This window comes from Flavobacterium ammoniigenes, from assembly GCF_020886055.1.
In the GTDB taxonomy this organism is placed as follows: Bacteria; Bacteroidota; Bacteroidia; order Flavobacteriales; family Flavobacteriaceae; genus Flavobacterium; species Flavobacterium ammoniigenes.
The window spans coordinates 121240-142912 of the sequence record NZ_AP025184.1 but is presented as its reverse complement, the minus strand read 5'-3'; the positions used below and the strand labels follow the sequence as shown (position 1 = coordinate 142912).

Annotated in this window: 13 protein-coding genes; 5 read left to right on the top strand and 8 right to left on the bottom strand. The window is 31.7% G+C overall.

Features of this window, described 5'->3' with window-relative positions:
- Positions 1-97 precede the first annotated feature (97 nt).
- The 8 genes from LPC21_RS00635 to LPC21_RS00600 all read right to left on the bottom strand — a co-directional run bounded on the left by LPC21_RS00635 (position 98) and on the right by LPC21_RS00600 (position 13089).
- Positions 98-1168, bottom strand: coding sequence for a DUF4238 domain-containing protein (locus LPC21_RS00635; protein WP_229317420.1), 1071 nt, complete (start codon positions 1166-1168; stop codon positions 98-100).
- Positions 1169-1326: 158 nt separating this feature from the next.
- Positions 1327-3885, bottom strand: coding sequence for an AAA domain-containing protein (locus tag LPC21_RS00630; protein ID WP_229317419.1), 2559 nt, complete (start codon positions 3883-3885; stop codon positions 1327-1329).
- Positions 3886-4059: 174 nt separating this feature from the next.
- Complete coding sequence (locus LPC21_RS00625; protein ID WP_229317418.1) at positions 4060-4911, bottom strand: hypothetical protein; 852 nt, start codon at positions 4909-4911, stop codon at positions 4060-4062.
- 163 nt (positions 4912-5074) lie between these two features.
- A complete protein-coding gene (locus LPC21_RS00620) occupies positions 5075-6517 on the bottom strand; it encodes a caspase family protein (protein WP_229317417.1) in 1443 nt (480 codons plus the stop codon).
- A gap of 172 nt (positions 6518-6689) precedes the next feature.
- Entirely contained in the window at positions 6690-8414 is a 1725-nt protein-coding gene (locus LPC21_RS00615) for a hypothetical protein (RefSeq protein WP_229317415.1), read from the bottom strand.
- Between the two features lie 162 nt (positions 8415-8576).
- Complete coding sequence (locus tag LPC21_RS00610; protein ID WP_229317413.1) at positions 8577-9389, bottom strand: hypothetical protein; 813 nt, start codon at positions 9387-9389, stop codon at positions 8577-8579.
- 155 nt (positions 9390-9544) lie between these two features.
- The gene (locus LPC21_RS00605) at positions 9545-11596 is read right to left on the bottom strand and encodes an ATP-binding protein (protein ID WP_229317411.1); all 2052 of its coding nucleotides are present in this window, start codon (positions 11594-11596) and stop codon (positions 9545-9547) included.
- A 68-nt stretch (positions 11597-11664) separates the two neighbouring features.
- Positions 11665-13089, bottom strand: a complete 1425-nt coding sequence (locus LPC21_RS00600; RefSeq protein WP_229317410.1) for an SIR2 family protein — start codon at positions 13087-13089, stop codon at positions 11665-11667.
- A gap of 225 nt (positions 13090-13314) precedes the next feature.
- On the opposite strand from LPC21_RS00600, the gene LPC21_RS00595 reads away from it, so the two are divergent.
- The 5 genes from LPC21_RS00595 (at position 13315) to LPC21_RS00575 (ending at position 21660) form a co-directional block, all read left to right on the top strand.
- On the top strand, positions 13315-14157 hold the full coding sequence (locus LPC21_RS00595; RefSeq protein WP_229317408.1) for a tyrosine-type recombinase/integrase: 843 nt from the start codon (positions 13315-13317) through the stop codon (positions 14155-14157).
- Between the two features lie 193 nt (positions 14158-14350).
- The gene (locus tag LPC21_RS00590) at positions 14351-15346 is read left to right on the top strand and encodes a hypothetical protein (RefSeq protein ID WP_229317406.1); all 996 of its coding nucleotides are present in this window, start codon (positions 14351-14353) and stop codon (positions 15344-15346) included.
- Between the two features lie 614 nt (positions 15347-15960).
- The gene (locus tag LPC21_RS00585) at positions 15961-17274 is read left to right on the top strand and encodes a TolC family protein (RefSeq protein ID WP_229317404.1); all 1314 of its coding nucleotides are present in this window, start codon (positions 15961-15963) and stop codon (positions 17272-17274) included.
- Positions 17275-17313: 39 nt separating this feature from the next.
- The gene (locus tag LPC21_RS00580) at positions 17314-18396 is read left to right on the top strand and encodes an efflux RND transporter periplasmic adaptor subunit (protein ID WP_229317403.1); all 1083 of its coding nucleotides are present in this window, start codon (positions 17314-17316) and stop codon (positions 18394-18396) included.
- A gap of 72 nt (positions 18397-18468) precedes the next feature.
- Positions 18469-21660 (top strand): efflux RND transporter permease subunit, encoded by a 3192-nt coding sequence (locus LPC21_RS00575; protein WP_229317401.1) that lies wholly within the window; start codon positions 18469-18471, stop codon positions 21658-21660.
- The last annotated feature ends 13 nt before the right edge of the window (positions 21661-21673 follow it).

Genomic DNA, 21673 nt, shown 5'->3' with positions numbered 1-21673 from the left:
AGTTTACTTTAGGTGTTTATCAAACCCTTCAAACACAAAATCAATTACAAAATAAGCCAAGTGCCCAAATTGACTTTTGCGTAGATTATTAGTGTTTTTATAATTTACTTAATTTTTGTGAATGTTTTCTAAGTTGTGCCATAGAATTATTTAATTTTTTTACTTTCCCATTTGAATGTATTTTCATAAAGGTTAACTTTAATTTAGTTTCAACATCAGTTGACCCCATTACAATTAAATTATTCTTCCCTTCTTTAATTAGTAATTTTGTATCAACCCCATCTTTAAATAGAAAGCTTAAACTTGATTTTGCTGAATTAGCACGAGTAAATTTATTTGCTATTGAATCAAGATATCTAATATAGCTTTCATTAGCTCTCTCATTGAAGTATATCGTCCCTAAACAGTTTACAAATTGTAAAATATTTAGACTGTTTACATCGCTCTCCTCAGTGATGTTAATGTTTTTTTGTTTTTTAAAACCAGCTTTGTATATTGAGGAATCATAAAAAACCAAAATTAATTCAGATGTTATTGGAATAAATATTTGAAGTCCATCCAAACTATATCCAGATTTAGAGCCGATCCATTTTTTTAATTCTAGATACTGATTGTATTTAACTATTGGAAAATCTGATGTTATGAATGGTTTATTTGTTGTATTTGTCAGGATTTTAAATTCTAAATCTGTGATTTCATTCAAGACTTCGGGTATATTACTGAGTGACAATTTAATTGCATCTTCATGAGTCAGATTAGGAACAAATTTATCGAGATTTGCATTTGGGTCAAGTTCATTGATATGGTTTCTTACTTGTTGTAATGATTCTCTCATTAAACCTATCATAACGGGATTTCTTAAATCGGTTAGAACAATAAAAAGTAAAAGATTAATATGTTCATTTGAAAGTTTTTTTGGAACCTTATTATCAGCAATTAAATTCTTTAAAGTTTTAGCTAAATGCCCTTCTATTTCAGATAAATGGTCTTCAATTACACCGTCCTGTCCATAAAAGAAATTTTTTGAACCTTGGGTTTTGAGTTTGCCTTTTTGAATAAATATTTTATTATCTATATTAAATACACCGATTTGCCTTTCGTTATTTTCAATTGAAAATTTCCTCAAATAGAATTTCGGAATGTAATGTTGATTCTTCTTATCTGTCATTTTTCTTCATGGTTTGGTAAAATCACCGCTCACTTTTGCGTATTAAATGTCGGATATTTAAATGAAATTTCGATATTAGCACTTTAAAATTCAGCCTTATATTAAACTTTCATTGAAGTATTTCATTTGCATTTTCAAAACCGCTGAAAGTACTTCATCTAGATACATTTTGCTGATTTTAATTCATTTAACTTGTTCTTTAATTTTTCTTTCTCGTTGCTTTCATTTGTATTAAAACGCAAAATAGGGAAATTATATTTGTCTAAAATTCCGTCTTTCATTTTATCTCTCCTCGATTGTTGTGTTCCTAGTTTATGGAATTCAAATCCATCTACTTCTATTCCAAGTATAGGTATTTTGCCAAGTTTGTTATATATCAAAAAGTCTAAATGGGTTAATGGGTTTGATGCGAATTTAGTTTCTTGTTCGTCTAACTTAGAAAAATCTTTGATAAGCTGATTAATTGGGAAATGTGGAATAACGTCATATTTCAAGAACTTCTCATCTGCTAAAACTTCTTTAATTAGACCAAACATTAAATTTTCGCTGTCAAACTCCGAAACTTTGCCTGTCTTGCGAATAATTTTTGCTCGCTCTTCTTCGTAACCTTTATATAACAAATCAAAAATTGAGTTTAACTCGCTTTGAACAATAGAGAAATTGTTGTATTCAATAAACTTTATTAAATCAGAAATGTTGTTGTCATTTTCACTTTCATTTCCATTGACAACCAATATAAGTTGTTCAATAGCTCTGGAAACAGCTACATTTAAACGATTAGGATTGTCTGTAAAATCTGAAATTACATTATCAACGGTTGAAAGTATGATAACGTCATTTTCTCTGCCTTGAAATTTATCAACGGTATCTGCTTTTATCGAAGTTCCATGAAATGTTGTTTGTAATGCGTTTGTCTGATTACGATAAGGTGTAACTATACCTAAATCTACATTTTCAAGTTTTTCATTGGGCATAATTTCCTCCTTTATGATATCTATTTGCCTTTGGTTCATCAGTTCTCTCGCGTGATTTCCTTGTGGTGTTTTGTAAACGATAAGTGGTTGACGTTTGGTTGTATATTCTGTATGGACAATAAGTTGGTTATCATAAAATTTTTTGTTACAAAATTCTATGATTTTTGGGTGGCAACGATAGTGTTCCTTCAAAAGTGTCTTTGGGACAGTTGGGAGTAATTCAAGAATAGAAGATAGCAAGCTGTAATTTGAATAACAATATTGTTTTTTCAATTTGTAAGAATTAAAAATAGTATCTGTTTCTATTTTAATTTCTTTTGTCACTACATTTGGTAATTGCTTAGTATCTCCAACAATCACTGCTCGCTTGGCACAGGACAAAGCAAGAGCTCCCGTTGCTAAATCAACTTGCGAAGCTTCGTCAATAATTACATAGTCATATAAAAATTTATCTGATAAACTCTGCCTTATTGAGAAAGTTGTGCTCATAATAACAGGATAATCTTTGATAAACTCGCTTGATTTACTACGAAGCTCTGAAATGGTATATGGTTCCCGCTTTTGCTGATTGTATCGTTTGCTTAATTCTGCTTTGAGAAGTTGCATTGATATTTCTGTGTATTCTTTCATTTTGCTGTCAAATGCAAAATTTTTCAGAGAATGTTCCAAAAATTCTATCCTATTTGAGAGTTCACGAATTTTGGTTGGATAATATTTAGACTGACAAATGAAAATCATCTTATCAAGTGTATTTGTGTAGAAAGCTTTATCCCTAATTCCGTATTTTAGCCGATAAATAAACCTTTTGATAAAGTTTATTTTTTTTTGATTTTTTCCAACTATTTCTAAAGAAACCCATAATTCCAGTATTTTTTCAGATGTGATATTCTTTTTGAATTCTACATTTTTTTTTGTTTTGGCTTTATGAGTTTCTTTGAAGTGTGCGTATTCTGTTTTGAAGTTGTCAATTTGTAATTTTAAAGTTGCCAATTCGTTTTTCTTATCAAGATTTTCAGAAAGTTGAGTAACAAGCGTTGAGGCTTTTTCTTTTATTTCGGTCTTTTGTATATTGGTTAAGTTGAATTTCGATAAATCGGGTATTTCCTTTTGTGTGGCGATAAACTCTTGCTTATTTTGGGAATTCCCAAGAAGTGCAGCTATAAATTCAATACCATTCTTTTCGAGCTTTTCATAAACATTTTTTGTTGCAGAGTTATTACTTGACACAACAGCAACACTTTGTCCATTTAAAACGGCGTTAGCTATAATATTCAAAATGGTTTGTGTTTTTCCTGTGCCAGGGGGACCTTCAATTACACTTAAATTATTAGAAAATGCTGTATTCACAGCATTTCGCTGACTTAAATTAAAGCCGAATGGAAAAAAATCAGGATTAACAGAATTGTTATTACTTGGAGGTAAAGTACCATTTAAAAAACTTGAAAGAATACAGTCTTCGGGAATTTCAGAAATGCTATCATAATTTTTTGATAATATACTCTCGCTTTCTTCTTTTGTTAGTCTAATTGCGCCAGCAATTTCCTTTAAGTATTTAAAAAGGACAAAAGCTTTATCTCCACTTAATGCTGTCTTTACAATTTTTACTTTGTTTTTGCCATAAGAAAATTCTTGGCTGTTGTTTTTGAAAACAATAACGCATCTGTCACCTTTATACGAATATTTTTCAATTTTATCGGTTACGTCTTTTTCGTCAATGTATATTAGTTTTCTTTTGAGTGCCATTTTACGATGATATTTCTTTCAGGTTTATTGGATGTGTATTGTTAATGAGTAACTTTAACGTCCCGAGCTTTCGTGATGGTTCTGACGCTATTAAACGGATTGTTTTCTGTTAAAGATAAATATTTCTGTGAAGAAAAAACATCAAGGTAACTAAGCAATTATTGCAAACCGTAGTTACCTGCAGTTTTTTTTTATTTTATTGAGATGCACTTTTATATCCTTTGTTTCATATAGTTCAAATGATATTAGCTTATCTCTTAGCTTTGAAATCATATCCAAATTTAGTCCAGCACATTTAAATATTTCCCATTTTATTTTACGCTGAATTTTCTTGTCCCGTGATTTAAAATTTACTCTCATGTATAATTGCTCATATTCTGAATAAACAGGTAATAAATAAAAGAAAGGTAAACTGAAAAAGCTTAGTAATACTGGTAAAACAAGCGAGTTTAAGTTTGTATTTGAAAAGAAAATTTCATATTCTTTGATTGAATTATATAGCGAGGTGATTAAGTAAATAATACCAACATGAGAAAGAGTTTTTGAGAAGAAATTTTTAGCTATTATTTTATCTTCTTTTTCAGATAAAAATTGTGCAATGCCTATAAATGTGATTAGCGGTAGCATAACTAATTCAATACCTAACCCAAAACTTTTAAAATTTACAATAAATTCTATAAAAATAGTAAGCTTGAAAATTTCATTAATTGTTTCAAGAAATTCAAACATATTTCTCTTTTTAATTGATTTGAAAAGATTAGCAAAGGTAAAAGTGACAAACCAAATTAAAGAATCTTTAATTAAATTTTTGTCCCAAAGATTTACTTGATATAAAATGTAAATTAAACCGATTGTGTATAAAGTCATTAAGAGATAAATTATTGCAAGCTGTGAAGCAAAAAATGACCTGAGTAACCCCAATACTGAATTTCCAACACCTTTTAAAAGAAAAAAAAGTATTAATAGCACATACCAAAAAATAAGTGCAATTTCACGATTAGAAAATATTTCTTGAAGTCTTTCCATTTTTATCGAGTGTTCTCGAAACTTGCAGGTAACGTTTCAGGGCTTTGTGTTCAGGCGGAAAATTTAAAGCACAAAGTTGACATTATTACTAAATTTAATTTCAAAAACTACTGTTGAATTTTGTACTTCAGCCCGCCAGACGCAAAATCCTTGTTATACACCGTTATTTTTCGTGTTCAAATTTTTCCTTAATTATTTCAACCAATTTATTTTCTGTTTCCGATATTTTGTTTTTAATAAATTCCAATATTTTTTCCGTCTGTTTTATTTGGAAATCAGAAGAACTCCATTTAAAATTTGTAATAATCTCTTTACGACTCCAATCAGTTTCACTATAACCTGTGAATGCGTAGAAAAATTTAATATCCTTTTTCGATATTAAAAAAGTTAATAACAAAGCGTGTTGTTTCAAATTCGGAAACAACGGTTTAAAATCTATAGTTACATATTTATAAGGAATATCAATCGGTTGTTCAAAACCTTTTAAGTCATTTCTATATTTTGTAACAATTTTATTCCCTCTCATCATACTGGCAATACTCCCAAAAGGATTAGCTCTTGTTTCTTCCTCTTGATAGGATGTTTGTTCGTAATCAGGTTTTGCAAAAAAATCATTAGGATTATCCTCTAACCATCTAGCAATTAAGAATCCTTTTGGTAGATATCTTAAATTATGTTCGAATGTAAACTTGAACTCATACAATTCATTGATTTCAGTTTTCAGTTCCGATTCTTCAATAAGTTCTTTGACTTGTTCAAGAAGAATTGAAACATCTTCTTGAGTTGAATAAACTTCCGCCTCTTTTTTAATTTTATCTATATATGAATTATACTTTACAGGATCTTCTTCATTTATTTTTTCAATCTCTTTTACTGATTCAATAATGTATTTAGCAAGAACATTTTGTAATTCTGGAGAAGTATCTAAAAAGCGTTCTGTGTGGTCAGCTTGAGTTATAAAAAAAGGTGTTTGGTCAGTGCTTTTTTCAAATTCATCCGATATGAAATCAATAATGTCTTTATACCGAATGGAAGGTTTGTCACTTCTATTAATCGCCTTTAAAAAACTTTTCGTAAAATCACTTAATTTGTCATTTTGATACGAATATTGAGAAGTCATACTTGAATGAAGAAAATAGCATTTATCAAAACTGTCAGCTGTTTTTGAATAATACTTTTCAACAATATTGCTATTCCCTTTAATGTATGAAACTCCAGATTGACAAGCATCAATAACTTTAGTAACCATTTTTGGTTTAATGCTCTTTATCATATTGTCTATCTCGGAATTCTGAAGTGATGTTTGTCTTTTCTGACTTTCATCAAAATCTGAAAGGATGTAATAAAATTCGTTACTTAAAAAACTTCCGTGTCCTGAAAAGTAGAAAAACAATTCTTCAATACTTTGGTTCTTCCAATCTTCAAATAATTTTGATAATTCGGACTTAACTATATTACTTTTAACATTTTTACTGAATACTTTTATTTCGTCAAATTCTTTTGAAGTGTTTAAAACTTCTGATAAAGCATTAATGTCATTTTCGCAACCAGGTAAGTTGTTATAATTTTCATATTCGCTAATTCCTATAAGTATTCCTATTCTCATATTTTTGATGGTGTGTTTTATAATGGTGCATAACGTGTCGATGCTTCACGAAGTTGCCGATTTTCAATACTTTAAATTAAAATTATTGACAAAATTTAGTTTCAAAAATTACCAATTCTGATAAATCCCAAGCCCCGCAATTTCATGAAACGGCTGTTGGCGGTAGTACTTATTAGTAACCACCAAAAGGTAAATATTTATTACTTGTCTTTATTTCTAAATTTTTTTCATTCTTCAATCCCAGACCTTTTCTTTGATAAGTTTCGTCAAATATATCAGAATGGTCTGGTGTTAATGCAATAGTTTTATTTCCATTTAAGGTTTTACTATCAATGCTTTTGTTTAGAAAAACTCCGCATATTTCCAGCTCGTCGGCTGTAATAATTCTCCCATGTAAGTTTTCTCTAAATTTCAAAAACTTTGTTAAATCTGATTTACTTTTTCCTAATTTTTTTAGTTGTAAAAGGAAAACTTCTAAATCATCTATGCAAACACTCCACGGAAATTCATCATCATCCCAAATTTCCAATAATTCATTTAAATCAGTTTGTATTTGTCCAAATCTTTCAAGTGTAACTATTATAGAAAATGAACTATGATAATTTTTTGTTTTAACATCTAATAAATGTTTTTGAAGTTTTTGATCATTATAGATTTTCAAAATTTCTCTATCTAAAAATTTGCCTTTTACTCTGTAGGCTTGATCGTAACCTTTTTGAATAGTTTCTTCAAAATTGGAAAGTATTAAAGGATAAGCCATTTCTGGATTTCTTCTTGGTTCATCTCTTTTTGAAGCCTTGGCTTCTATAATTAAAGCTAATCCATCAATTAAAAATAATAGATCTTGCTCATTTCCATCTTGTGTATAATAACCTTTAAAAATTGAAGCCTTATTATTAAAAAAATCCTGAAAAACTTGTTCAATTTTATCTTCTAATTTATTTCCTCTGTTTTTATAGAATTTTTCTCTAAGGATTGGAGTATCGCAAAATTGAAACAAATTGTTAAAAATAGCATGAATAATTTGCTTCATTTCAATTGCTTGAAATTCTTCGTTACCAATATCGAATATAGGTTTGTAATGCAAAATATTTGTTTCTGTATAATATAAAAAATTTGTTTTTTCTCTTTTACAGGTGAGTGTATTTAAAAATGCAGAAGTTTTAATTTCACCAAACTTATCAACTAACTTTTGCTTTGAGTATCTATGCGTTTGACCATTGTCAGAAATGAAACTAAACAAATTTTTGTAATGTTCTGGCAAGTGTTCGTTCCATTCCCAAGGCATCAGATTTTTGTTTTTCATTTCATCACAAAACTCTTCCCATGTTTGTTGACCTTCCTTTGGATTAATTTTCTCGTTAAGATACTCGTTCGGAAATGTGTCTATAAAATTATAAATGTCTACAAATTCCTGAACTCCTATTCCAAAGTGTTTTGATATTTCATTATCGAAAGGTAGAAAGTAATCTATTACTCGTTCGATGACTTGTTCTTCATAATTTAATTGTCCTTGATTAAAATAACTTAAAAACGTTGGCATCGCTACCATTCTTTTCATTGTCCATTCATCATTCAATTCACTTTCATTTTTAGGATAGAAAAAGTTATTATATCCTAATTCAATTTCATTTAAAAGGCTTTTTATATGTTCAAATTCTTCATCACTATATTGAAATTTTAATTTACTTTTTTGTTTTGGTTCTGAAGTTATATTCAAAGCCGCTAAATAGAATAACTGTCTTTGTGGAGATGAAAGGCCTTGTAAATTTTTTATTGGTTTGTCAAAACGAATATGTTGTATTAGAAATGTTATATCTCCTAAAAATTTGGTTGATTCATATTGACCTACATATTCTTTTAATTCTTGTGATTTTTTTTCAATATCAATTTCCATCGTCTTTTATTGTAGGTTCGTGTTTTATAATTACGGCTAACGTTTTGCGGCTTTGCGAAGACTACTGGGCGTTAAAGACACTTAGTTTCAAATTAGCACAAAGTTTAATAGAATTCCAAATGCTCAATTTAGCACTTCAGCCCAGCTTTTGCAAAACTGCTGTTACCTGCTGTTATTTTTTAATTTCACAAGTTCAAGTTCATTTATTGCCTTATAATATTCATTATTGTTTGTAAAATCAATAGCGGTTTTGTATGTTTTTATATAAGAATAATCCTTTTCTTCTATTCTTTCATCTCCTATCCAAAACGAGCCGTCTTGCATATAATGACTAACTCTAAGTTTTCCATTATTATTCTCTCCATTATTATTGTACATGCAGTTAATTTTTGGCTCATGTTCTAAATAATAAAATAAAATAATTAACGGAGTTTCGCTTGTTGCTTTTCGAAAGTAATCAAATGTTTTTTGGTCTGGAAAATGTGTGTCAATTACTTCAATCGCAATATTTGGTTCTCTGTTAGTGTTATTCAAATTTTTACTAATTCCATAAATGTCTGAAATAAAGTAGTTTAGTTTGTTCATAGATTGCTTGACTTCTTTTGCAAATAAATATTCTTTAAACGAAAAAATGGTGTCTAAAACTGGTTTCTTATTTTCAAAATAATAACAGCAAATTATTACTCGGTCTCTAGCGTTTAGAAAGTTTAAAAGAATCTGAATTTTATTTTTATGGTCTTCTGTGAAATTTTTACGACTTCTAATGTTTTTACGTGAAATTCCTCTAGAAAAAAAATGTGAACTTTTTCCTCTATTTCTAATAAAAAGCAAAAGTTCACCCGTTTTGTCAGTGATCTTTTCCCCTTTATACTTTGTCCTAATGCCCTCATCTTCTAAATCCTTTCGAGAGATAGTTGTCGTTATGTTGTCCTTCAAATGAACAATTCCTATGTCGTATTTGTAATGCTCTCTCATAATAGTAGGTAACGTTTTGGGGCTTTGCGAAGGCTGGGATTAGAAGTACGAATGTTCAAATTTAGCACAATGTTCATTAGAATTCCAAATGTTCAAATTAGCACTGAAGCCCAGCTTTTGCAAAACCCCTGTTATGCCCTCGTGCTTTTCTCATGTCAGGCTTCTGGATCATTAATTGTCGGATTGTATTTCTCACCTTTCTCCCATGCCTCTGCTATTTTTTCGTAGTTCGGAAAGTCTTTTGGTAAGTCCATTGTCCAGTTCTCAATGAATTTTGGATTATTGCTATTCGGTCTTGGATTAGCCGTATTCATTTTTGCTTGTACTGGTGTTCTAACAGCGTCACCCATAATAACTACATGTTGCTGTGGTAAAATAGGTAATTGTTGCAGTATGTCCTCATTTGCCGCTGAAACCAATTGTCGAACATATTTTTGGTCTTCTGGGTTTTGAAGTCTGTGAATAATGAATGAATTACATTGTGAAAGCACTGTTTTTGATAATTCTGAAGGTCGTTGACTTGAAACAAGTAATGAAATTCCATATTTACGTCCTTCTCTGGCAATTCGTTCAAAGACTTTCTTTGCAATGGATTCTCTATCGCCACGATTTTTTTCTGGAATATAATTTTGTGCTTCTTCAAGAGCAATAACCATTGGTAATTTACCTCTGTCACTTTCGGGAAAACGTGAAACAAATTCCAAAATTAGTCTACCAATTAAACCAGTAACGGTCTCTAATACTTCATAAGGTAGTAGTGACATGTCAATAATTGTTACTTGGCTTGGTTTATTAGCAACTAATTTTTCAATTCCCTCTTTTGACAATTGTTCTTTATAGAATTCGGTGAATAAATCTGTTTCCTCCGTTTTATAAACTTTACAAAAGTCACCTAAAATAAAGGAAATGAATTTAGCCAAAGCATTTTTAATTTCTTCAGTTTGATTAAGGAGTAGGGGTTGAGAAATCCTCTCATCGCCCAGATAAGATTGGAGTCTTAGACGCAATGTTGAAACAAATTCCCTTAATCTATTACCCGAGTTTTCTTGTTCATTAATAGCTTCGTCAAAAAATCTAGTTATAAGGTCTTGAAAATTAAACCAAATAGGCAAGTCAATATTTTTCTCGATTGCAATTTGCTCAACATTTTGTAAACTTGAATACTCTAAATATTTACTTTCTAATTCTTGTAGTGCTTTATTCTCATCGCTCAAGGTGTTATTTGCCCCCAATACTAATAAAGCATTTTGAATTTCAACCAGAAGTTGGTTTCCATTTGGAGTGATAGTATTTGCCAGTCCAAGAATTTCATTATCAGCTTTGTATTTCCATGTACCAAAGTCATTATATTTTTTCTTTTTTTTAATGTCGTCTGGCGACCCATCAAATAAACTTAAAATACCTCTTTCAGAAAATTTATCAAGGATTGGTTTTGCACCAACTACTTTTTGATTTTTTGCTAATCCTAATGCTCTTTTGAAGACGGGTGCTTGTGTTCCAGAAGTTGGTTCAAACAAGAAATCAAAATCAGCAAAATTCATGAACCAAAATGGAACTTTCATTCCGTTTTTGTCAATTTGAAAAGCGTTTACTTCATTCAGTTTTTTATAGGGTGTTTCCTTAGTGCCTTGAAAAGCTTTTTTATACTCACCATTCGTATCAAAAATTATTATGTGAGCATTTTGTAATTTCTTGCCGTTATATTCAAAATCAAACATGCTTTGTATTATAGAAGCGAACGTGCAAGACTTTCCAGAACCAGTGTTGCCTAGAATTGCAGCATGTTTTCCGAAAAATTTGTCTGGGTTAATTTTAATCTTATAGTCTGAAAACGATGGGGAAGTGCCTATTGGTAAATAATAATCTTCTTCAAAATCTATTTCTGTTTTCTGTTTTTGGTCAAAAATATTATCCAAGTCTTGCCGTGTTACATACCAAACTGGATTGTCGAGAATTGGATAATTATAAACACCTTGAACGTACTTTCCAATGTTTTCAATTGTACCTATCATGGTAGCGACTAAATATCTTGCAGATTTTGTTAGAAATATTGCTTCTTTATTTTTCCCTAATTCTGTTTCATCTATGGCTCTTACACTTGTTACTATTGCCACAATTCTGTCTGCACCAATTGGAATAATCACGTATGAATTAATTCTAGCAACTTCATATATATCTTCATAACCACTTTTGTACAAACTCTTCAAGTCATCATCTAATCGGATGTATACCCTGAAACTGTCAACTGAAATTACTTTACCAATGTTTCTTTCACTCATTTTTCAGGTTCTTTAGTTGGTTCTTGTTGAGTCGCTTTTGAGCTGAATAATTCATTTAACGTATTAGCAACTTTCTCATTATTGTCAACATTATTAAAGTTAGGCATAAGTGTATCTGAGAAAGTCAAAAAGTCACCAAAGAACACACCTTCAAGAATAATAATTCTTGGGTCATTTAATTCCTTCATGCTTTTAATATAATCGTTTTTCGTTCCTGCAAAATCAACAATAATTAGTGTAAATGTAGGATTGGACAAAGCCTGATATATTATATCATTAAAATGGTCATCACCGAATGAATAGCCAATAGTGATAAGAACAGATTGGGATTGAGTAATCGTTGATGCAAATTGACGAAACAACTCCGAATATGGCAAGTCAAGTGTATATGATTTCTTAACTGCGGACGGATAGATTATTATTTCTCCTTTATTATTTAGTGTTTCTATTAATTCTAAAGGTTTTTCTTCGATTCCATATAAGTTATTAGAATCCCTAGATTCGGAATTGACCCACGACAAAGAACCGTGAAGTTTAAAGTATCTAACAACCTTTTCAATTCTTTGAACTTTTCCAGAAGTTGTTGAACCAGGATAAAAAATATCGTATTCAAATGTTTCAGGTTTAAAGAACCTCTTGTGAAACCCAGCGAATCCATCAATATAATGAACACCCAATTTATCAAAAGCATATTCAAAAGCTAAGTCATAATTAGCAGTAAAGATATTTGCTCTTCGTAAGTTTAGCGGTCTTTGGAGTAAGGCTTTGACAAATTTTTCGTGAAATATATATTTACTTCTAGTTTCTAAAAGTGTGCCTTGCTCTTTATCTTTTTCGAACTGGCTTGCTTTTTTCCTGTCAATAATAGTTTGAGATACTGGTCTGTTTTCTAAATCACATACCTTAAAAAGTCCTTCCTTAATTGAAATTATTAGTTCGTTAATCTTATCTGTTCTTTCCTTGCTCTTGTCTTCTTTTAATACAAAGTCCTTGGCAATTAAATAATTTAGAACCTTTTCGTACTCTATTGCAATTTCTTTTGATTCATTATCCCTATAAATGGTTTCATCTACAACAAATTCCCATCCTCGAACATCTGTGAAAACTTCTTTATCCAATTTGCCTTTAATGACTTCAGCTTGTAATTCTTCAATTGTTGAATAAAATTCTCCTTTTAGTCCTTGGTCCAAAATAAATTCTTCTACCTCTTTTGGGAAATTTCTAATAGCAACAGCACCTAAATGAACTGATGTCCCAGAACCAAACAGGAAACTGACATTGTCCAGCTCTAAATAGTTTTTCAACATAAGCCGTATTTTGTCAATGATTTTTCCTTGGTCAATCCCTTCTGTTATCCAGTCGGCTAACTTGTCAGAGCTGCCAAAAAGCACTTTATTTTTTGTCGGTTCAAAATGTGTCATTCAATTACTTTTATGTTTGTTAGTCGGTTGTTTTAGCATGGGGCATAACACCCAAATATACGCATTGCGTACATTCGAATTTACAAACATGCGTACATCCTTTATAATTAAGTAATTTATTGTTAAAAATACCCTGTTTCAATACAAAAACAAAAAAATTGTAAGTAAATTAATTTAATTGACGCAAGTTTCTTAAATTTAACATCCCAACCCAAATCGATTATTATGGATATTCCAGATTACCTGCAACGCTTCACTGAGCGTTTACAAATTCAACGATACAGCCCGTCTTCTATTAAGAACTATCAAAGTAATGTGTCCCTGTTTTTAACGATTGCTTCTCACAAGTATACTCCTGCTGAAGAAATTGAAATAGCAGCAATAGAGAAATACATCTTTTGGAAAATTAAAAAAGATAACATAAGCGCCTCCCATCAACGCATCATTTTGGCTAGCATTGCTAAATTTTATGAGCTGGTTTTAGAAAAGAGAATCAATCTAAAACATCTATACCCTCAAAGGAAAGAGTACAAACTACCCAACTATTTAACCTTTAACGAAGTAACTAAACTCATTGATATAACTACTAACTTAAAACACAAAAGTATCATAATGCTATTGTACTCAGGAGGCTTGCGTCTTAGCGAAGTTGTTAATTTAAAAATAACTGATATAGATTCCAACTCCATGACCATCACTATTCGACAAGCTAAAGGCAAGAAAAAGCGTCAAGTGATGCTGTCTGAAAGTTTCTTACTAATTTTTAGGCAGTATTACTTAAAATACCAACCTAGCTGTTATGTATTTGAAGGACAAAATAATCTGCAATACTCAGGTAGAAGTATTCAACAAATAGTTAAACAGAGTGCTTTAAAATCAGGTATAAATAAAAAGGTTTCTCCCCATATTCTTAGGCATAGCTTTGCAACTCATTTATTGGATATGGGTACTGATATTCGTTCCATTCAGGAACTATTAGGACACAGTTACCTAAATACCACTAAAATCTATATCCAGTTAACTGATGTGGCAAAAAACAAGATTAAAAGCCCATTAGATAGGTTGTAGGATTTGAAATTAAAATACATCCAAATTAATCTAGGGTCATTTTTTTATTAAACAGAAAATTGACAATCTGATTTTTTCTTTTTCAAGATATAATAAAAAGTGTAAACCGAATTATAATTCTAAATTACCATCACAGATTTATGAAACTATTTTAATAAACTGTCTATATGTATAAACCTTTTTTAAATAAATTATGGAAAGAACTCAAGTAGTAACAAGAGAAGAACTTTATAATTTAGTATGGGATAATCCTCTTTCTAAATTAGCCAAACAATATAACCTTTCAGACAATGGTTTAAGAAAAGTTTGTAAGAAACTAGAAATTCCATTGCCTAAAAATGGGTATTGGCAAAAGATTCAATATAATAAAAAAGTAATTAAAGAAAAATTACCCTTAAACAATACTGTAGCATCTTCAATAACTTTGAAATTTAGAGATAATTCTGAAACTCTCATAAATGGTGAAGAAAATCAATTAAACCAACTCACCAATGAATTGAAAGCCCAATTAAAAGACATTGCCGTATTTCCCGAAAAAAGAGCCAAACCAAATGAATTGATTGTTGCTGCTAAAAATGATTTAAAAGAGAAAAAGCCTTCTTCATTTCACGATAGAAATGGATTATTAATCACTTCTCAAAATATAATTAATATTGCTGTTTCTCCTCAAAATGTAACACGGGCATTGCTGTTTATGGATGTTCTCATAAAAGCCATACAAAGTAGGGGGCATAAAATAATTGTTGATAATGGGACTAAAATAATAATCAACAACATTGAATTAAAAATCGATCTTAGAGAACGATTAAAAAGAAATATAGTTAAAGGAACCTTTTGGGATTCAACAGTATTAGAACCTTCAAATGTTCTATCATTACGGTTAGATATTTACCCAGTAAAAGAATGGACAGACACCAATACTACTCAATTAGAAGATAAAATTCCTAATATAATCGCAAAATTAGAATTACAAGCCATTGAAGAAAAACAAAAAGCTATAGATAGAGAGATTTGGCGAATAGAATATGAACGCAAAAAAAAGATTGAAGCAGATTTTGAGGCTATAAAAAACTCTGAGATAAAAGAGTTTAAAAGTTTATCCCAAAAAGCCAACAGATGGCATCAAGCTGAAATTTTGAGAAAATACATAGTTGAGGTAGAAAAAAATCAAAAGAAAACAATTCCTTAACCGAAGAAGTTACCCAATGGTTAGAATGGGCAAATAATAAAGTAGCATGGTATGACCCTTTTATCGAAAAAGAAGATGAAATATTCCAAAAAGTAAGTCGTGAAACATTTGACTAATTTTAGCTAAAAAATTGAAATACTGTATATTATGTAAAAACTTGTACCAATGACCTTAAATTTATTTTTAAGGTCATTTGTTATTTTATATCGAACCGATAACCTTCAGAAAATCAATGATTTGGTTCGATTTTAAATCTATAGCGCTCACAAGTTGAACCAATGACCTTAAATTCATTTTTAAGGTCATTTGTTGTTTTATATCGAACCGATAACCTTCAGAAAATCAATTAGTTGGTTCGATTTTAAATCTATAGCGCTCACAAGTTGAACCAATGACCTTAAATTCATTTTTAAGGTCATTTGTTGTTTTATATCGAACCGATAACCTTCAGAAAATCAATGAGTTGATTCGATTTTAAATCTATAGCGCTCACAAAACCTACTGTTATGCAGTAGGTTTTTTGTTTTCTATACTCTATTTCATGCAATGTAACATTTGTTACTGACCCGCTAGTATATCCCTTCTACTTTTGCTTCATTAATTAGAAATAAATTATGAAGACACTACATGTAGTAACACTTATGGGATGTTTGGCTTTTTCCACTTTTGGATTTAGTCAGGATACGTTATGCATTTCCAAAAAAGAAATTGGTCAAAAAGCATTAGCCAAAAACTTGCAAATAAAAATTGCGAACGAAAATTTCAAATCGGCTCAAGCAGATTATAGACAATCGAATGCGTTGTATTTACCAAGTATTACAGCTTCGCATACCGCAATTTCTACTACCAATCCATTAATGGCTTTTGGTTCAAAATTGAATCAGGAAATTCTAAGCGCTTCTGATTTTAATCCTGCATTATTAAATGATCCTACTAAAACGAAAAACTTTGCAACCAAAATTGAGGTGTTACAACCTTTGATTAATGTTGATGGTATGTATGGCAGACAAGCAGCCAAATCAAAAATGGATGCTTTTCAATTGCAAACCGAAAGAACCCAAGAATATTTAGAATTGGAAGTGAATAAAGCGTTTATGCAGTTGCAATTGGCTTATAAGGCAGTTGCCGTATTAACAAAAGCTAATCAAACTGCGGATGCCAATTTGAAATTGATTACCAATTATTTTAATCAAGGTATTTTACAAAAAACAGATTTGTTATCGGTACAAGTACGTGTGAACGAAATAAAAAATCAATTACAATACGCTACAAGTAATGTGCAAAACGCATCGGATTACTTAGCTTTTTTGTTGAACGAAGACAATACAAATAAAATCTACAAGCCATTAGAATCATTGGATAATACCATTGCTATTGATGTCATGAACACTATTCTTTCTGGTAATAGAAAAGACATTCAAGCCATGGATAAAGCGTCTCAAGCGTATGATAAAATGGTGTTGTCAAACAAAATGAGTTTCTTACCAAGATTGAATGCTTTTGGAAGTTATGAAATATACGATACAAGCTTTTTAGGTACAAATGCCAAAGGGTATGTAGTTGGAGCACAATTATCTTGGTCTGTTTTTGACGGATTTAAAAGTATTGGTAAATTAGAAAAAGCCAAAGCAGATTACCAAAAATCAAGTTTAGAAAGTCAACAATACAAAGCACAAAGTCAGCTGGAATTGAATAAGACCAATCGCCAATTACGTGATGCTGAAAACAAAGTAAATTTATCCAAATTGGCTTTAGAACAATCGCAAGAAGCGTATCGTATCCGCTCAAATAGATTCACCCAAGGATTGGAAAAAACAACCGATTTATTGCAGTCTGAAACACAAATGGCTCAAAAAGAATTAGAGTTTTTACAATCTGTTTTTGAGTACAACTTCACCAAAGAATATGTTCAGTTTTTAACAAAGTAAATAGCAATACAAAAAAATAAATTTCAATATATACAAGACATGAAAAAGACAATAGCCATCCTTACCCTTTCTACATTCGCATTTTTATCGTGTGGAAAAGAGAAACAAGAAGTAACAACAAATGAACCCGCAATTGCAGTTCAATTAAGTGGTGTTGGATCTACTAGCAACGGACAATTTGTAACAGCTAGTGGAAAAATAGAAGCAGAGAACAGCGCTAATTTAAGTACCCGAATGATGGGTTATGTGACTAAAATTCACGTTCAAGTGGGTCAGAGAGTCAGTGCGGGACAATTATTGGTTAGTATCAATAACTCGGACTTACAAGCTAAAAAAGCCCAAGTAGAGTCTGCAATTTTGCAAGCTACTGCGGGATATAACAATGCCAAAAAAGATTACGATCGTTTTACAAATTTGTTCAAACAACAAAGTGCTTCTCAAAAAGAATTAGACGATATGACCGCTCGCTACGAAATGGCAAAAGCGGGTTTAGAAGGTGCTAAACAGATGCGAAACGAAGTGCAGGCACAATTTTCATATTCAAATATTACCGCTCCATTTTCAGGTGAAGTGACTAACACATTCGTTAAAGAAGGTGATATGGCCAATCCAGGAATGCCTTTAGTAAGTATTGAAGGTGCTTCTCGTTTGCAAGTTACAGCTATGGTAGCTGAGAGTGATATTAATAGTATTTCTAAAGGAATGCCAGTTACGGTTTTGGTAAAATCAAATAATACAACCATTAGCGGAAAAGTAGCTGAAGTGAGTGTTTCGGCAAAAAATACGGGAGGTCAATATTTGGTAAAAATCAATTTGGCAAAAACATCTAATAAAATTCTTTCTGGCATGTTTGTGAATGTACAATTCCCAATTGAGAATAAAAATCAAACCCCTGCTACAACAACTAGAGTTCTTGTGCCACAATCGGCATTGGTACACCAAGGACAGCTAACCGGAATTTATACTATTGGAACAGGTAATGTTGCTATTTTAAGATGGTTGCGTACTGGTAAAAATACAGGAGATCAAGTAGAAGTTTTATCAGGACTTTCGGCTAACGAACAATACATTGTTTCAGCAGAAGGAAAATTATTTAATGGCGCTAAAGTTAGTGCTCAGTAAATAGTAGTTAGTGTTCAGTTTTAAGCATAGTCTTTTAAACTTTTAAACTCATAAACATTTAATCTAAAAAAAATGCAAGAAGGTATATCAGGAAAAATAGCCAATTTTTTCATCAATTCGAAACTAACCATTTTATTGATGGTGGCGTTGATGATCATTGGTGTGTACAGTTCGTTTTTAATCCCAAGGGAAGAAGAACCACAAATTAATGTGCCAATGGCAGACATTATGGTGGGTTATCCAGGAGCTACTCCAGCAGAAGTAGAAAGTCGTGTTGCTAAACCATTGGAAAAAATTATTTCCAATATAAAAGGAGTGGAGCATGTTCATACGATGGCTATGAATGGTCAAGCCATGTTGATTGTACAGTTTTATGTGGGTCAAGATGTAGAGCGTTCGTATGTAAAATTGTATGACGAATTAGCGAAACACGAAAATATGTTTCCACAAGGCGTATACAAACCGATGGTAAAAACCCGTTCGATTGACGATGTCCCGATGTTAGGCATCACACTTTGGAGCGAGAAACAAGACGATTTTCAATTGCGTCAAATTGCTGAGGAAGTAACGACAGAAATTGAAAAAGTTAAAGATGTAGCTATCACCAAAGAAATTGGAGGAAGCAATCGCGAATTGAAAGTGATTTTAGACAAAGATAAAATGGCCGAAAACGGTGTGGATGCTTTGGGAATTATGCAAATGATTCAAGCCAATAATGGCAGTTCACAATCGGGTGCTTTTGTTGAAAATGACCAAGAATATTTATTGAAAACAGGTCAATTTTTAGAAAACGCTGACGATGTTGAAAATTTAGTAGTTGGTGTTAATCGCAACATGCCGGTTTACTTAAAACAGGTAGCCAAAGTACAAGACGGCGCTGCTACAGCACGAAGCTATGTATCGCTTGGTTTTGGTAAAGCCAACGAAAAATTCAAATCAGCACCCTCTGAATATCCTGCGGTAACTATAGCAGTTGGAAAAGTGAAAGGGGCTGATGCGATGAAAATTTCTGAAAAGATTATTGAAAAAATTGAGCACTTAAAGAAGACCATTATCTCTGATGATGTTCACGTAGAAGTAACACGTAATTATGGAGAAACAGCTTCGGATAAAGTAGGAGAGTTATTGATGCACCTTGGTATAGCAATTATTGCTGTAACTGTTTTAGTAATGTTAGCCATGGGATGGCGCGGTGGATTGGTCGTGTTTTTCTCTGTACCCTTAACGTTTGCATTGACTTTATTTGCTTATTATTTATTGGGTTATACCTTAAATAGGATTACTCTTTTTGCCTTGGTTTTCGTGGTAGGAATTGTAGTAGATGATAGTATTATTATTGCTGAAAATATGCACCGCCATTTCAAAATGAAACGTTTGCCATTCAAACAAGCGGCTATTTATGCAATTAACGAAGTAGGAAATCCAACTATTCTAGCGACTTTCACGGTAATTGCTGCGATTTTACCAATGGCTTTTGTGTCGGGTATGATGGGGCCTTATATGAGTCCGATGCCTATTGGAGCTTCGATTGCTATGATTTTATCATTATTTGTTGCTTTGACTGTTACGCCATATTTGGGGTATCATTTATTGCAAGAAAAAGAAGAGCAGGAGCATAAGGAAGCCGAAGGAATGGATACGAGCTGGATTTATAAAATGTACAACAAAATCGAGCGTCCTTTATTGGACAGCAGCCCAAAAAGAAGATTGCTTTTAGCAGTAACAGTGGTGTTGTTATTTGGATCGGTGTTGATGTTTTTTACCAAATCGGTAATTGTAAAAATGCTGCCATTTGATAATAAAAACGAATTCCAAGTGGTAATTGATATGCCAGAAGGAACTACTTTAGAACGTACTTCGGCAGTAACAAGAGAGATTGCTCAGTATTTAGCAACTAAACCAGAAGTGGTAAATTATCAAAACTATATTGGGACTTCTGCTCCAATTACCTTCAATGGACTTGTACGACATTATGATTTGCGTGGAGGAAGTAATATGGCTGATATTCAGGTAAACTTATTGCACAAAGAAGAACGTGATTTACAAAGTCACGAAATTGCGAAAGCAATGCGTCCTGAAATTCAGAAAATTGCTAAGAAATATGGTGCCAATGTAAAATTAATAGAAGTACCGCCTGGACCTCCGGTATTATCTACTTTGGTTGCTGAAATTTATGGACCTAATTACCAAGAGCAAATCAAAGTGGCCAATCAAGTTAAAACGATTTTAGAAAGCAATTCAGATGTAGTGGATACCGATTGGATGGTAGAGGATAATCAAACCGAATACCGTTTGGAAGTGGATAAAGAAAAAGCTATGTTGAACGGAATTGCTCCACAGCAAGTGGTTGGAAATTTAACCTATTTGTTAAAAGAATATCCGGTATCTAATTTGTATGACGAAAATTCAAATGACAATGTAGGAATTGTACTTGCGCTTGACGACAAAGATAAAACCAGCTTGAAAGATATTCAAAATTTAAAAATCAAAGGAAGTCAAGGCAATATGGTTGCCGTTAGTGATTTGGTAAAAGTGGTGAAAGATACTTTACAAAAAACCATTTATAGAAAAGATCAAAAACGAGTAGTGTATGTAACGGCTGATATGGCAGGAACACTTGAAAGTCCGGTATATGCTATTTTGGGAATGAATGAAAAGTTAGCCAAAATCAAAGTACCAGCGGGTTATAAAGTAAACGAATTGTACATGGAACAACCTACAGATGAAAGTGATTTTACTGTTAAATGGGATGGAGAGTGGCAAATTACTTTAGAGGTTTTCCGTGATTTAGGAGTGGCGTTTTTGGTAGTAATTGTAATTATCTATATGCTGATTGTGGGTTGGTTTCAGAATTTTAAAACCCCAATAGTAATGATGTTGGCAATTCCACTTTCATTAATCGGAATTGTATTAGGTCACTGGTTGTTAAACGCTTATTTTACAGCGACCTCTTTCATTGGAATGATTGCTTTAGCGGGAGTTATGGTGCGAAATTCGGTTTTATTAATTGACTTTATCGAAATTCGTCTGAACGATGGTGTTGCATTGAAACAAGCCATTATAGAAGCAGGAGCTGTTAGAACGACACCTATTTTATTGACAACAGGTGCCGTAGTTATTGGAGCCTCAATTATTTTATTCGACCCCATCTTCCAAGGATTAGCGATTTCGTTAGTAGCAGGAGCGATTGTTTCGACCATTTTAACATTAATTGTTGTGCCTTTGATTTACTATATCACGGAAAGAAAAAATTGGGAGAATTAAATCTTTAAAAAAA

What these genes read in the sequence shown, in the direction of transcription:
- LPC21_RS00635 (WP_229317420.1), bottom strand. Translation starts at nt 1,168, where the DNA reads ATGACAGATAAGAAGAATCAACATTACATTCCGAAATTCTATTTGAGG.
- LPC21_RS00610 (WP_229317413.1), bottom strand. Translation starts at nt 9,389, where the DNA reads ATGAGAGAGCATTACAAATACGACATAGGAATTGTTCATTTGAAGGAC.
- LPC21_RS00585 (WP_229317404.1), top strand. Translation starts at nt 15,961, where the DNA reads ATGAAGACACTACATGTAGTAACACTTATGGGATGTTTGGCTTTTTCC.
- LPC21_RS00630 (WP_229317419.1), bottom strand. Translation starts at nt 3,885, where the DNA reads ATGGCACTCAAAAGAAAACTAATATACATTGACGAAAAAGACGTAACC.
- LPC21_RS00620 (WP_229317417.1), bottom strand. Translation starts at nt 6,517, where the DNA reads ATGAGAATAGGAATACTTATAGGAATTAGCGAATATGAAAATTATAAC.
- LPC21_RS00615 (WP_229317415.1), bottom strand. Translation starts at nt 8,414, where the DNA reads ATGGAAATTGATATTGAAAAAAAATCACAAGAATTAAAAGAATATGTA.
- LPC21_RS00600 (WP_229317410.1), bottom strand. Translation starts at nt 13,089, where the DNA reads ATGACACATTTTGAACCGACAAAAAATAAAGTGCTTTTTGGCAGCTCT.
- LPC21_RS00595 (WP_229317408.1), top strand. Translation starts at nt 13,315, where the DNA reads ATGGATATTCCAGATTACCTGCAACGCTTCACTGAGCGTTTACAAATT.
- LPC21_RS00580 (WP_229317403.1), top strand. Translation starts at nt 17,314, where the DNA reads ATGAAAAAGACAATAGCCATCCTTACCCTTTCTACATTCGCATTTTTA.
- LPC21_RS00575 (WP_229317401.1), top strand. Translation starts at nt 18,469, where the DNA reads ATGCAAGAAGGTATATCAGGAAAAATAGCCAATTTTTTCATCAATTCG.
- LPC21_RS00590 (WP_229317406.1), top strand. Translation starts at nt 14,351, where the DNA reads ATGGAAAGAACTCAAGTAGTAACAAGAGAAGAACTTTATAATTTAGTA.
- LPC21_RS00625 (WP_229317418.1), bottom strand. Translation starts at nt 4,911, where the DNA reads ATGGAAAGACTTCAAGAAATATTTTCTAATCGTGAAATTGCACTTATT.